This window comes from Paenibacillus sp. FW104-T2 (assembly GCF_058789975.1).
On record NZ_JBYTCE010000005.1, the window covers coordinates 227,787 to 243,238 of the forward strand.

Annotated in this window: 8 protein-coding genes; all 8 read right to left on the reverse strand. The window is 49.9% G+C overall.

All coding sequences use genetic code 11. The features are described 5' to 3' along the window. Window positions 1-2 precede the first annotated feature (2 nt). Window positions 3-3,170 (reverse strand): beta-galactosidase, encoded by a 3,168-nt coding sequence (locus AC3WQ3_RS08920; protein WP_492472013.1) that lies wholly within the window; start codon window positions 3,168-3,170, stop codon window positions 3-5. Continuing rightward, window positions 3,167-4,486: a glycoside hydrolase family 125 protein gene (locus tag AC3WQ3_RS08925; protein ID WP_492472014.1), complete on the reverse strand. Its 1,320-nt coding sequence runs from the start codon at window positions 4,484-4,486 to the stop codon at window positions 3,167-3,169. Before AC3WQ3_RS08925 ends, AC3WQ3_RS08920 begins: the two co-directional genes overlap by 4 nt. Window positions 4,487-4,745: 259 nt before the next feature. Continuing rightward, window positions 4,746-7,886 (reverse strand): alpha-mannosidase, encoded by a 3,141-nt coding sequence (locus AC3WQ3_RS08930; protein ID WP_492472015.1) that lies wholly within the window; start codon window positions 7,884-7,886, stop codon window positions 4,746-4,748. A 3-nt stretch (window positions 7,887-7,889) separates the two neighbouring features. Next, window positions 7,890-10,199 (reverse strand): glycoside hydrolase family 3 N-terminal domain-containing protein, encoded by a 2,310-nt coding sequence (locus tag AC3WQ3_RS08935; RefSeq protein ID WP_492472016.1) that lies wholly within the window; start codon window positions 10,197-10,199, stop codon window positions 7,890-7,892. Window positions 10,200-10,232: 33 nt separating this feature from the next. Then, window positions 10,233-11,087, reverse strand: coding sequence for a carbohydrate ABC transporter permease (locus AC3WQ3_RS08940; protein ID WP_217506623.1), 855 nt, complete (start codon window positions 11,085-11,087; stop codon window positions 10,233-10,235). Between the two features lie 84 nt (window positions 11,088-11,171). Beyond that, the gene (locus tag AC3WQ3_RS08945; protein WP_095292071.1) at window positions 11,172-12,101 is read right to left on the reverse strand and encodes an ABC transporter permease; all 930 of its coding nucleotides are present in this window, start codon (window positions 12,099-12,101) and stop codon (window positions 11,172-11,174) included. Window positions 12,102-12,180: 79 nt separating this feature from the next. Further along, a complete protein-coding gene (locus AC3WQ3_RS08950; RefSeq protein ID WP_127538935.1) occupies window positions 12,181-13,653 on the reverse strand; it encodes an ABC transporter substrate-binding protein in 1,473 nt (490 codons plus the stop codon). Window positions 13,654-13,936: 283 nt separating this feature from the next. Then, on the reverse strand, window positions 13,937-15,451 hold the full coding sequence (locus AC3WQ3_RS08955) for a response regulator (protein WP_492472017.1): 1,515 nt from the start codon (window positions 15,449-15,451) through the stop codon (window positions 13,937-13,939). Window position 15,452: the final 1 nt, after the last annotated feature.

The window sequence follows — 15,452 nt, forward strand, 5'->3', positions numbered from 1 at the left end:
CGTTAGCCCACCTCTCCATTTTGTTGTACAATCTCAACTTCTTCCGGGCGATACACCGTATGCAGCTTTCCTGCAGCATCTGTGGCAAACAGCACGGACCGATTTTTCTCCAATTTGAATTCATAGGATACGCCAGTGCGAGTATCTCTGACTTGAACCTTGTGATGGAGTGAAGACTCTGACACAAATACATATAGATTTCCTTTTGGAAAACTGAGCTTCCGGCCATAGATTCCTGCGATTTCTCCTCCAGATACCCATTCCAACTCCTGATAGATGCCAGCCGTTTCGGCCGCATAACGATACAGGTCCGCCAGCGGCTCATCCCGTCCGTTAAGCTCGAGTGGCAGCGGGGTCCACATGATTTTTCCTTTCCCCCATGGCAGAACAGTCACTTCATCTGGAGTGTCATGATCTTGATGAAGCAGCGTCTCTTTAGCCACCTCAGCAATACGACGCCGGCCATATGTTACCCGGTGATTCACCCCATTGATATTCAGCAGTTCTTCACGCTGCACATTACCCAAACTGCGTTTACCCACAATGTGATCGGCCCGGTCACTGGCCTTCCAGTACGCGTCCAGTCCCAGTGGTCCAGTGATCAGCAGACATGCGCCTTCCTTCTCCGTGAATGCAAGCAGCTGAAGCAATGCATCATTATCCATATTGTGTGGACTCGGCACGATAATCAGCTTGGGCGGCTGCTGCTCCAATGCTTCCAAATGATATTCGGATACGGCACGGAATGGCAGTTTCAGATCATAGGACATCACACGCGTAAGCTTGGTTGTTGCATCATACGCAAGGGAACGGTTGGAGAAGTCATTGGAATACGGGAACACGACCGCAATCTCCTCCAGCTCACGATCCTCGAAGAGATCACGCACCTTCTGCATGAAGCGGCCAAAGTCATAGGATACATCCGCTTCAGGCTTCTCTGTACCATCTGCACGGAGGGCTCCAATATGAGATTCATTGGCATTATCCATATAGAAGTTGGTATTCCAGATCCATTGCACTGCTCCGGCACCACCTGTGGAGAATGCATAGGCATACTTCCGTTCAAGAATGCTGCGAAGCTCTTCTTCCGTGCGCTTGGCACGTCCATCCGGGGTCTCCACATACATGATGCCCGTCTCTTGAATTAAATTCGGTTTATGCGGAGTTTTGGTGAAAATGCCGTCCCAGATCAGATCATCGTTCAACCACCAGGAATGCACGGTGGTATAATCCACCTCACGTTCATAGAAAAACGGTGAAGGACGCTGTGCACCCAGAGCTTCGTCCTGCCCTACAGTAACGAGATGATTCGGCACCAAATCCTTGATCGTACCTACGAGCTCTCTTGCCCAAACATTGTGCATCTCCATGGAGAAGAGACAATAATCGAGCCAGCGGGTTCCTTTTTTCGCCTTATGCATGTCCTGTACATCAAAGTTAATCTCTTCCGGTTCCGGAATGACCGCTGCTGCAAAGTTCGGAAGCTGCTTCGGCGACATGTTCCATGCTTCCTGCAGCGCTTCAATGGTTTCATGACGCTGCTCAAGCCATTTCACAAAAGCCTGCTGTTCGTGTGAATCCCGGGCTGAGCGCGGGCCAGCCGAGAAGATGCGTACCGGATCAAACATCGATGGCTCGTTAATCAGATCCCAATCCACATGGGTGGTGTGTGTATGCCGGCTGACGATACTGCGAATAAAACGCTTCTGTGCCTCGACACTTTGCGGATCCAGATACGGATTCGTTCCTTCCCACGTTTCAGGTGTAAAGGAAAAGAATGTGAACGTGACCTGCAGGCCGTGGCGCTTCGCCGTTAACAGGAAGGCATCAATCGCGCGAAGCACATCCTCTGCCATGTGTCCGTCCACCTGCATCATATTGCGATATGCCGTCCAGATTCCGGTCCGAATCCAGTTAATGCCCGCTTTCGCCATCTGTGCCATGTCCCGATCCCATACGTCGGCATTCGGCAGAAACAGAAATTTCCGGGCTACGTCGGAGGTCATGTACGTCATGCCCACAACAGGGAGAGGTCGTCCTTCTTTTACAAAGTAGTCTCTGCTGCGGGTGATGACTTCACCTTCTGTAAGCAATGCGTCATCCTGGCCCCAGAAGCCTTGGCGCAAGACCCGAACTTCACCGTCAGGTGCTTGCGCACGACATACGATTCGGTACAGCCCGCTTTCTACTGGAACCGGAAGAGGGAGGCGTACAAACTGCTGTTCTCCGGTAAGCTCCATCTGCAGCTTATGGCTCCATACCTTCTCAGCTGTGCCTGCCCGATCCTCCCGTTCAACAGTCAGATCAAACGTCCACAACTCGGAAGACGTACGTCTGTCACCCGCGCGCTGTAAAATCTGTCCCTGAAGGGTAAGGACAGCCCGTTCACCTGGTTCATACGTGGCGTAGTTAGGCTTGAGCGACAATTCAGTTACCCCTTTGGCACAGAATTGTGCCCACTTTACAATCTCATTAGCACCGTTCTGCTCCCAGAATGAAGCGGTCAGCGGCAGATTCACAAACATCCAGCGTGAACCAGCAAATGTACTGCGGGAATTCTCCCATAGTACAACCGGAGCGGCAATGCTGCGTTCATCCTTACTCACTCCGCAAAGTAACGGATAGATCTGCGTGCTCATCGGTCCTGCCGAACCCATCTGGTGAGGCAGATCACTGGACTTGGTGGTATGCGGGACCAAATTCGAAGTATCTGCAATCTCAAACAAGCCCTCTTTGCCTGCAAGCAGTGAAATTTGTTCAGAGGAAGTGTACGTTTGGATATTTGCTGAAGATACGTTCAGTGCCTCATGAATATAAAGCTCCTGATGATACGCCGTCTGCTCTGACTCCACAACCAAAGCTCCATCCTGGTCCCGGACAGGGCGCTTAAATGGTGCTCCACCCACACTGATCAAGCTTCCTCCCTGATGCAGATAGGCTGCAATTTCCGTCCAGGCCGATTTGGGAAAGTAGGGTGCATGCAGGTTTACCAGACAGCCCTCGCCTGCTGATGCTCTCAACACATCAGCCAGTTCGCGTGCGCTAACAATGATGACTTCATTAGACCCTTGCCAAGTATCCAGAGCCTCACGGGATGGCCGCTGGCCTTCTGCCGGAAAATCAGGATCAGCGAAGATAATCAGCTTATTGTCCTTCACATGTGTACTCATAACAGGCCATCCTTCATGGATTTATAGACCAACTGGGAGAACAGGCTGTTGGACCATGCAAACCATTTTCTCGTAAAAATGGTTGGGTCATCTGCATGGAAACCTTCATGCATATAACCTGTATCCGCATCTGTCGCTTCCAGCATACGAATGATCTCCAGCTTCTCCTCGGCAGATTGTGCCGTCAGTCCCTGCATGGATAGACCCATATGCCAGATGTAATCCGGTGGTGTGTGCGGGCTGCCGATCCCTTTGGCAACCTTGCCCTCATAATAAAACGGGTTCTCTTTGCTCAGGGCGAATCGGCGGGTATTTTGATAGATTGGATCATCCGCTGTGACGTAGCCGAGATACGGAATGGACATCAGCCCCGGTGTACCGGCATCATCCATGAGACAGTAATTGCCGTAGCCATCCGTCTCGTACGCGTAGATGGGACCAAATTCCGGATGACGATAAATGCCGTACAGCTGAATGCCGTGATCCACGTCCTGCTCCAGATCCTTAAGCTCCTGCAGCAGCGCCATATCCCGGAACACCCACTCGGCAAACTCCTGCATCTGGCGCAAAGCTACGACTGCAAACATGTTGCCTGGGATATTGTAGTGAAAATCGCACGCATCGTCGCTGGAACGGAAGCCAGACCAGATCATGCCTGTATAATTGACCGGCATACCCTTCCCATGATTCCGTAGAGAATCTGTAGGAATGCCGTTATTGCGCGTAAAGCGATATGGTGATTGCTCCATGTGATGCTGTTCCACCTTGAACAAATCCACGATTTTGCGCATGGCTGCTTTGAAGCTGGAATCGAAAATGTCGGTTAGCTCCGTTTCCTTCCAATATAGATAGGCCAGTCTCACAACAAAGCACAGCGAATCAATCTCGAATTTGCGTTCCCATACCCATGGCGACATGTCGGTCTCGTCCGTTGTGTTCCAGTGCCAGTCATTGGCCGTCTCATTGAAGGCATTAGCATACGGATCAATATGAACATACTGGATGTGGCGCTTGATCAGGCCGCCAATGATTCGCTGCAGGTCCTCATCTTCCTTCGCAAACGGAATGTAGTGCACCACCTGCTCCACGGAGTCACGCAGCCACGAGGCTGGGATGTCTCCGGTGATAACAAAAGTCGTACCATCGTCCATCAGTTTCGTTGTCGTTTCGATTGTATTGGGAAAACAATTTTTGAATAATTGAAGCAGCTTCGGTCGATGAGCCAGCTTCTCTTCCGCCTCTTCGAGCACGGCCTGAATGGATTGCGGCACAGCAACGGGCGGCATTGGTATTTTGGGTAATCTGAATTGTTCCATGGATGAGTGCAACTCCTTAAACGTATTGAATGGTGTAGCTAGATAAGATGAACCCGTGAACTGTTACACATGGCCACTACGATTGCAGTACCATCTTCCGATCGCTGTTATCCCCGGATTTTTTTGGATTCCCTTCTTCAAAGGGAAAAATCCAGTGATAAACGCGAGCGCTCTGCTTCTCCAGACTGGTTCTGCACTCTGCGTTATGGTGTAAATGTTTAAGTTCATCTTGCATAGCTCTGAGATCTTTCAAAAAGGTTTACCGCAGCAGCACGGTTTTAATTTCGTAAGGGGCGAAGGTCAATGTAATCTGACCATTCGTCATATCCAAAGGCTCACCCGGTTCTTCCAACGCGTTGGAGAGATAAGACTGCTCGAAGGCATGTGGCCATTGCAAGGTTACACGTTCACGTTTACCTGAAGATTCATAGAAACGAAGTACCGTGCCGTGTCCATCCTCTGCCATTTTAACCGTATCCAAAATGACATGTTCGCTATCCAAATCAATCCATGCTCCGGTTGCCGGGCGTGCAGGTGAGGCAGTTGCAGTTGAGTCAACTTCAATCCCTGTGCTCTGCAGTACCTGCTGTACCGTCACCTCGTGATTCAGCTCTGCAGCATGACGTACCGTATGCGCAGTACGCCAATCCCCTTCGTGCGGATACAGGGCATACGTGAATTCGTGTTCTCCCAGATCTGCCGTCCGGTCCGGCCATTTCGGTGCACGAAGCAGGGATAAACGAATGGTGCTTCCCTGTACGTCGTATCCGTATTTGCAGTCATTAAGCAAACTCACGCCGTATCCATATTCGGATACATCCGCAAACCGGTGGCCGCAAACTTCATATTGGGCTTGTTCCCAGCTGGTGTTACGGTGCGTTAGCCGCTCCAACGCGCCAAAAGGAATTTCGTATGTTGCCTTGGAGGTCACGACATCGATTGGAAAACCGACTTTCAGGAGCTTGTGATTTTCGTTCCAGCTCACCTGCGTCTGGAAGTCAATCCGCCGTGAATCATGGTAAAAAACGATATCTTGTGTAATCTCCGATTGATGGAGTTTCCAGCGGAAGCGCAGGACGTCCTTCGTTGTACCCGCCAGCACCAGCTTTTTCTCCAATAGCTCAACTTCCCCGGCAACCTGTTCTTCATAACGGCTGTCAATATCCCACGCATCCCAGAGCGTCGGACGGTCGTGGAAAAAGTGGAATTGATTGCCCTGTTCACCCGGCTTCAGCATTTCCCGCTCTGCTGTCTTATCCCACAGACGAGTAATCTCGCCTCGGTTGTTAAACTCCACATGATAAAACGCCGTATCCCATGTATCGTCAAAGACAGGTTGACCGGCAAGGCTGGTCACTTCTTGTGCATTCGTTTCCCTATTATTTTCAGGCACCAGCCAAATCGTCTTATACCCAAACGCCGGAATGTCATCCACAAGAATCGAAATCGCGTTATCTTCCCGATCCATTCGCAGGTGCTGGCCTTCTACATCTACCGCATAACGATCCAAGCCATCGTGCACGGGGAGCTGAATAACTGCATTACGCTTCCAGCCAAGGCTGTTGAACACCACATAGGCCGCTGAACCTTCTGGACCCTTTGTGTTAATACCTGCCGTTAATGCCGCAGCACCTTGGTTCACCCCTGCTCTACCTAACTCAAAAACTCGTACATATTCCTCATCCGAAGTAACGTAGGACTCCGTAATCGCTGAGCCTGGAATAATATCGTGGAATTGATTCAGCAAAATCAGCTTCCAGCCCTCATGCAGTGTCGAACGGACTTCAGCTTCTGTCTGCGCCTCCATGTCCGGCAGAGCGAGTGTGTTCCACAGCTCGGCTTCACGGTACAGGACCTCTGCCTTGCGATTGTTCCGCTTGTTGCGTGCATGTGTCGTGTACGTGCCTCGATGCAGTTCCAGGTACAGATCACCGTGCCATTCCGGAAGTGTAGGCTGCCCTGCTTCAATACCTGCAAAAAAGGCTCCCGCTGTACTGTAGCGACTGGCAGGCTGCCCTACCATCAAGTCTGCACGATCCACGTACTCCAGCATTTCGCGGGTTACTCCGCCTCCACCATCACCATGCCCGTATAGAAGCATGTGCTCGGGATGTGCTGCTTTCTCACGGTAGGACTGCCAGTGATCATGAATATCCTTCGGTAAAGTGTGTTCATTGACACCATGGTTGAGATAAGACAGGATCGGTGTACCGTCAATGCCAACCCAGTGAAAGAGATCGTACGGGAATACATTGGTATCGTTCCATCCCAGCTTCGTCGTCATGAAATAGTCCACATTGCCATGCTTCAATATCTGAGGCAGGGAGGCACAGTACCCGAATGTATCCGGCAGCCATTCAATCTGTGACGTCTTGCCGAACTCCTCCATGTAAAAACGCTGGCCATATAACATTTGGCGAATCAGCGACTCGCCGCTCGGAATGTTCAGATCCGGTTCAACCCACATGCCGCCAACCAGTTCCCAGCGTCCTTCTGCAATGCGCTGCTTCACCCGTGCATACAATTCGGGATCATGTTCCTTCAGAAAGGCGTACAACAAAGGTTGGCTCTGGGAGTACACATAATCGGGATACTCATTCATTAGTGCATCCACGGTTGAGAATGTACGACTTGTCTTGCGTACGGTCTCCCGTACAGGCCACAACCAGGCAATGTCGATATGGGACTGTCCCACCATATGTTCAAGACCTTCGGCGTTACCACCAATCTCTCGCACATGATTTGTTAAACTCTCTTCAATCTGGCGAATACCTTCCCCCTGCTTGATCTCTTCATCTGTCATGCCGACAAATTGATCCATCGCACGATAGATGGCTTCCAGCAGACGTACACGCCGGAAGTCGCTTTCGGGCAGCAGTATGGCCGAATCGCATACAATAATGACCGTATACATCAGGCTGCGAACCGCCTCGTTCGGTCTCACCAGCAGACTGGTGATTGATGTGATCGGCGGCTGAATAACGGCTTGCTGGTTCAACGGATCGACAGGTTCAGGTACAGGATCGAACAGTTCGATTTCAAGCTCCGGATGAACTCCAATCTTGGAGGGGTCCAGCGTAACGTACGTATGATTGCGATCCAGACCCTGATAAGAACGACCATTCACCCGCAGCAACCCTTCTCCTCCCGATTGAAATAACAGTCCGAATGGGGCATGCTGCCAGGAAGCAGGAACTTCTAAACGGGTTCGAAAAAAGTAGGTGGTCCCCTGTGTGCTTGGAAAACGTTCCAGGCCTTCTCCCTCCGGATAAGGCCCTTGATTCTCATATTTTCCCGGCACGTCATAATAAGCACGGGTGATGTTCCAGCTGCGCAGATCCAACTGCTCCAGCCACTGATGTTCAGACAGTTCACGAATAAATCGTCTAATACGTTCCATGTTTTACGCCTCCCTTACCGTAAGCTCGGCCATTTGTGTGTCGTTTACGCTGCTGCCGATATGAATACGGAATAGTCCCGGTTCAACCACGGGTTTCAAATGCCGTCCGATATATTGCAGCTGCTCCGCACCAACAAGGAATTCAATCGTTTGCGTCTCACCAGGTGCCAGATTCACTTTTTTGAATCCTTTCAGCTCCTTGGCCGGGCGAGTCATCTGGCTGACCACGTCGGTGATGTACATCTGTACCACTTCTGCGCCACTACGCTGGCCTGTATTGGTCACATCCACCGATACCATAACTGATTCGTCAGCTGTCATGGATGCCCTGCTGACTTTCGGCTCGCTGTATTCAAAAGTGGTATAGCTAAGTCCATATCCGAACGAATAACGAGGCTCCAGATCTTCTTCGAGGTAACGCTTGCCACGGGAACGTTTACCGTTGTAATAGATAGGTAACTGACCGACATGCTTCGGAATGGAAATCGTCAATTTGCCCGATGGATTCACATCGCCAAATAGAATGTCTGCAATGGCATGCCCGCCTTCTTGACCCGGATACCATGCCTCCAGAATGGCATCTGCATGTTCGTCCACCCAGGGTTCGGTGATGGGGCGCCCATTGATGTAAACAACAATCAGCTTTTTGCCGAGCTTGTGAATCTCCTGAATGAGTTCCAGCTGTACTCCCGCAAGCCCTAACGTCATACGGTCGATGCCTTCGCCGCACTCCATGTCGTTCCATGAATGATCCGATACATTGGATGCCCCTGTCTTCAAATCGATCGTCCCTTCGCCAAAATCGCGGGCACTTGAGCCTCCAACCACCATAATGACGGTATCGGCCTTGCCGGCGATCTCAATGGCATGCTCGAACCCTTCTCTGGAATCACCTTTGATTCGGCAACCTGGCGCATAAAGCACCTCACGTACACCTTCGTTCCCCGCAAGCTTGCTGCGAATACCATCAAGTACCGTTGCCACTTTGGATTTGGGTTGCGGTGACGTGTAATCACCGAGCTGATTGTAGGCATGATCTGCATTCGGGCCAATGACAGCAATTTGCCCAGCTCCTGTAATGGATAGCGGGAGAGCCGATTGCTCATTTTTGAGCAGGACCACTCCTTCTGCTGCCAATTGCCGTGCCAGCTGGATATGCTGCTCACTGCCAATTACTTCTGCGGCCCGGTCAGCGTCTACATAAGGCTGCTCGAACAAGCCAAGTTTGAATTTCAATGCCAGTACGCGGCTGACAGCCCGTTCCAAAACCTGCACATCAAGCTTGCCCTCCGAAACAGCCTGCACCAGATACTGTCCAAACATCTCACCGGACATTTCCATATCGATGCCTGCCTGAATAGCCTGAACAGATGCATCGAGCCCATCTGCTGCAACATCATGCCCGCCTGCCAGCATGTTGATTGCACCGCAGTCCGTAATGACCAAACCCTCAAAGCCCCAGTCTTCACGTAAAACACGATCCAGTAATTCCGTATTTACCGTACAAGGTGTGCCATCAATTTCGTTATAAGCAGGCATAATGGATTCTGCCCCTGCTTCCACTGCTTTTCGGAATGGATACAGATCCACTTCCATCAGTTCACGCCAGCCCATGTGTACAGGTCCTGCATTGCGGCCGCCTTCCGAGCTGCCGTAACCGACAAAATGCTTCAGCGTTGCAGCTACCGCATCATCCCGGTCAAGGCTTTCCCCCTGAAGTCCTTCGACAGAAGCTACCGCCAATTCACCAATGAGATACGGATCTTCGCCAAAGCATTCCTCCGTACGTCCCCAGCGAGGATCACGCACGACATCCAGTACCGGAGAATACGTAACCGCTCCACCCTGAGCACGCGTTTCCTTAGCTACGGCCTGGCACATCTCTCGGTATAAGTCCACATTCCAGGTGCTGCCGAGCAGCAGCGGTACGGGATATACCGTTCCGTCAATGGCCATATGGCCGTGAGAGCACTCCTCCCCAATCAGGATCGGAATCCCCAGTCGGGAATGCTCCACAGCATGACGCTGAATCAGGTTAACAGCTTCCGCACCTTCTCTCGCGGATAAACCATTTTCAAGTGTAACGCCAGTCCAGGGATCGGCCCGAAGGGCGCCATAGAGAGAGCCGACGCCGCCGTTTTTCACTTGCTCTATAAAGGAATCATTTAGCGTGATATTTCCCTTGTCATTCCTATAGGTCTGCCAGCCAAAAGGCTGAATAAGCTGGCCTACCTTCTCTTCCGTAGTCATCAGGCCAAGCAGGTGCTGCACCCGTTCTTCGACGGGCTTGCTTTTGTCCTTGTATGTCATCATCCTGAAACTCTCCATTCCTATAGAGTGATCCGGTTACTCCTTCACCGCTCCAACCGTCAGACCTTGTACGAAATAGCGCTGGAAGAACGGATAGGCAAATATAATCGGCAGCGTTGCAAGCACGACCATCGCCATCCGGGAAGTATCCTGCGGAATGGACTGCATGGCTGCCAGACTCATGGAGCTGTTGGCGGAGTTCTGCTGAATAAACTGAATGCTGGACTCGATCCGCATCAGCATGGATTGCAGCGGTACCAGGTTGGGATTATCAATGTATAAGAGTGCGTTGAACCAGTCATTCCAGTAACCCAGTGTACTGAACAACCCGATCGTTGCCAGCCCCGGCAGAGACAATGGAATTACAATTTTCATAAAGGTATAAAACTCGCCGGCGCCGTCAATTCTTGCGGATTCAATAACCGCATCCGGCACACTGGTGGAGTAGAACGTACGCAGAATCATAATATAGAAGGCATTCATCGCCAGCGGCAGAATCAGCGCCCACACGGTATCTTTCAATCCAAGCAGCTGGGATACGACCATATAGGTCGGGATCATCCCGCCGTTGAACAGCATGGTCAAAATGGCAAACACGGAGAAAAATCTCCGATATCTGAAGCTCTTGCGGGAAATGGCGTAGGCATACAGGGACATGAGGATCAAACTGATGATTGTCCCGAGTACCGTGACCAGAATGGTAACCCCATACGCACGCAGCAGTGTATCACCGCTCTGCCAGACAAATTGATATGCCGCGAGACTCCATTCCGCCGGAATCAGGCGGTACCCATCACGGGCCAATGCCTTTTCGTCCGTAAACGAGATGATGACGACAAATATAAAAGGAAACACACAGATCAGAGCGAAAAGTCCGGCCATGATATTCATGATGATGTTCCAGCCGCTGGATACATGATGGAAATCGCGTTTTTTTACGAGTTGAGCCACAGTGGTTCACTCCTTTCCCTTGTCCTAGAATAAGCTGCTATCTTTATCGATCTTGCGTACCACATAGTTGGAGATGATAACCAGTACAAAGCCCACAACCGATTGATACAATCCGGCAGCGGTACTCATGCCAATCTCACCGCTCGTTTTCAAGCCGCGATATACATACGTGTCAATGACATTCGTAACGGAATAGAGCGTACCCGAATCCCTCGGCACTTGATAGAAGAGACCAAAGTCCGCGTAGAAAATCCGGCCTACAGCCAGAAGTGTCATAATCGTGATGATTGGGGATAGCAATGGGATCGTAATGTTGCGAATCTGCTGCCATTTGCTCGCACCGTCAATCATTGCAGCTTCATAGAGCGAACGGTCAATGCCCAGTATAGATGCCAGATAGACGATACTGTTGTAGCCGATCGTTTTCCAAAGTGCGACGAAAATCAGAATGTACGGCCAATACTTGGCTTCCGAATACCACTGGATGGGTTCCATCCCGAACCAGCCGATGATCTGATTCAACATTCCCCGGTCCATGCTCAGGAAACTGAACACAAAGTAACCTACAATGACCCAGGAGAGAAAATACGGGAGGAACATCCCGGTTTGATATATTTTGGCGAGCCGTTTATTAATAAGCTCCGAGAGCAGAATGGCCAAACCTACGGCGAACACTAACCCCAGGAATATGATGGCGATGTTATACAGAAGTGTATTTCGGGTAATCAGCAGCGCGTCATTGTTGCTGAACAGGAACTTGAAGTTGTCCCAGCCCACCCATTCGCTCTTCGCAAGACTGGCCCAGAATCCCTCACGACTAAAGCGATATTCCTTGAATGCCGCTACAGTACCCACCAGGGGCAGATAAGAGAAGAAGAAGAACCAGATGGCGCCAGGCAGCACCATGAACAGCATGACTCGGTTTTTTATCAGGTTTTTCAAAAATGCAGTCATTGGGATATCCTCCTTCAAGCTTGAATGAAAAAAAAGGATCGGACGCTACATGCAGCCGCCCGATCCTACGAATGTAACCTTACTTATTTTCCGCTCTCCAGGCATCAAGCTGGCTTTGGGCTTCAGCCATTACCTTCTCAAGACCGGCTTGATTGAACTTCTCAATGACCTGATCCAAGTTGGTCGCCGGGTCCAGCGTACCAGTCATCAATGCGGCCCAGTATTGTTCTTTCACGTTTTGTACAGCTGTCAATTCAGTAGAAACGTTGCTTGCATCAAAGTTGAAGCTGAGAATTGGGGAGTTCACGCCTTCAGCATTAAATTTCTTGAACTCATCCCATTTGTTATCCGGATCGTTGTTGTTCAGATAGAGCAGCATGTTGTTACCAAGGGAATACGAAGGCATGTCATAGTTCTTCGATTCAGCCAGGTTTTCCATGTGTGTATCGTCCACTTTTTTGTAGTGAGTGCCCTCGATACCGGAGTCCACCATGTTGCGCAGCACTGGATCGGTATTGAGCAGGTTCAGGAATTCCATTGCTTTTTCCGGGTACTCGGAGTTGGCGGAGATCGCCATGATGGATCCTTGTACAGAAGTGTTTGTGATGATTGCATCACTTGCCGGTGTGGAAACGACAGGATATCCATAACTTGCAGACCATTGATTGTCGGCCAGCGGTTGAGTCTGTGCGCGATCTAGGAACCAGTTGCCCGATGTCGTCAGGTCGTTGGTTGATCCTGTTGTTGCTGCCTCTGCAGATACATAGCCAGCTTTGTAATATTTGTTCATCGTTGTGAGCGCTTCCTTCATTTCAGGAGTCTCCAGGATGTTCACGAGCTTGTAATCCGTTGTATCTAGCTTGATTGCCATAGGCAAATTTTGAATGACATAGTCATAAGGAACGTAAGGGACATAGTTTTTATCCATCGCAAACGGCGTCACACTTGGCTCATTTTCCTTGATTGTTTTGAGCAAAGGTTCGAGACTGTCCAAGGTGCGGATATTAGAGATGTCCAGGTTGTACTTATCGAGCAGTGTTTTGTTGAAACGCCATACCTCTTGCTGCGGCAGTTCCTTGTTCGCTGGAATACCGTAGTTATGACCATCCACTTTGGAACCGCTGAGGAATGCCGGGTCAATCGTGTCCATCAGATCCTTGCCGTATTTGGGGAGCAGCTCATCCAGTTCCAAGAACGCGCCTTTTCTCGCATTCTGAACGTAGTCAAATCCGCCCGAAGAGGTGAACAGAATGTCCATAGGCTCACCGGAAGCCACATTCACCTGCATCTTTTGAGGATAGTCACCCCAATCGACCATTTTCATGGTTACGGTAGCATTGATTTTTTCCTTGGTATACTTGCTGACTTCTTCCATGACCTTGTTCACATCTTTTTGCGGGGTACCGATGGTGTACCAGATCAGTTCGACTGAATCATCTCCAGCCCCGCCGGATTCCGAAGCACTCTCGCTTCCACCGCAGGCACTAAGTACAAGTGTAACGGCCATTAATAATGCCAGGACGAGAGAAAAACTTTTTCTTTTTTTAAGCATTGTTTAGATCCTCCCTTTTCGTTTTCCCTTAAGCACTAACGAACTAACTGCTATAACCTTATCGAATGAAAGCATTTTCAAAAAGAAGATAAACTTAAGTTTTCGGGGTACAAATTAAAGAGATATTCTCCCTGACTCTTGTTTTTGTCCCTGATTTAATAAATCGCTTACATGAAAGAGACATGCCGGGTAACATCTGGCATTAAACTCTTCCCATGCCACCGCTGTTCCCGAAATGTCTCTTATACGTTGAGTCCGCAGATCGAATCTTCCCGTCACCGAATTAATTAAAAACCTTGAAATCGGTCGGTGAAATGCCTACATATTTGCGGAATTGCTTATAAAAATATCCTGTCTCCCAATATCCAACGTTTCTTGCGATCTCATGCACCTTCAGATTGGAACTGCGCAGCTGTTCCTTGGCACGCTCGATCCGGTATTTATTGATGTACTCGGCAAAGGTCTCTCCTGTCTCCTTGTGAAACAGCTGTCCAAGATACACGGGATGCAGATGATAATGAGCCCCTAGCAGCTTAAGGGAAAGCTCTTCTGCGTAATGCTTCTCGATATGCTGAAGCACTTGGCTCACAATCGGGTTTTTCAGATCCTGCAGCAGAGATTCGATCGTCTCGCTCCCCACTTGCTGAAGGGCCTGCACCAGTTCGGCAAAGGTACTACTATCCAGTACCCGTCTTAACCCCTTTTGGTAAATGACAGACTCATCCGTATGCTTAATGCTCTCCAGCTCCATTTTGAAACGAATAACCAATTCGAGCGCCGTATGCTGCAGTTCCACAGGAGTCATCCCGTCGCGATACTGTTCAAAATCCGTTTGAATTCGTTCTGAAAGCTGTTCGGTATTTCGGGATAACATCAGCTTGGCATATTCCTTCCAGTCGAAAGAGAAACGACTGCCAGCACTGCTTCCCGTTTCAAGAATCGCATGATCGATCACTTTAAGATCCGGGTAGATCATCACATACTGCAGAGCGCGCTTGGCTTCTTTGTAACTCGCGGGTGCCTGATGAATGCCCTTCGCCATGCTCCCCATACCCATATAAACCGACGGGTGTGCTTCAGAGATCTGCCTGGATAAACCGGTGACGCAATCAATAAACATCTGTCTATCGACCTGCTGCTCGTCCACACTCGCGATCATGACGATATCGCCATCCAAATCATGAAAAGTACTCACATAAGGTTTGTCTGCAAGTAAACGCTGCACTTGATCAAATATGCCCGGCTCTTCCCCCTTCGTACGGAGAATGGCAATGCCATAGCATGGACCATCAAGTGTAAGATTCATGAACAGAGAACGCTCTTCGAATTCCGCCGTTGCGATCTGCCCCGTCAACCATCGGTGAAGAATGTTGTCCTTCAAAATTTGAATACCGTAGGCATCATAATTTGTTTTTGCTGGCGCTTGATCCAGCTTGGAGGCCGTGTTTTGCAGCGTTGATTCAAGCTCCTCCACATTGATCGGCTTGAGCAGATAATTTTCGATCCCCAGCTGCATCGCTTCCTTCAAGTATTCGAACTCATTGAACCCGCTGAGTATAATCACTTTAAGATCAGGCTTCACACGCCTTGCTTCCCGAATCAGATCCAGTCCGTTCATGATGGGCATGGAAATATCCGTGATCAGAATGTCGACAGGCTGGGCAGACAGCGCTTGGAGCGCCGCCTGGCCATTGCCGGCATGGTTCACAATTTCCATTCCAAATGAAGACCAATCCACAATCTCGTATAATCCTTCAATGATGAACGGCTCATCGTCCACAATAAACACGTTGTACATG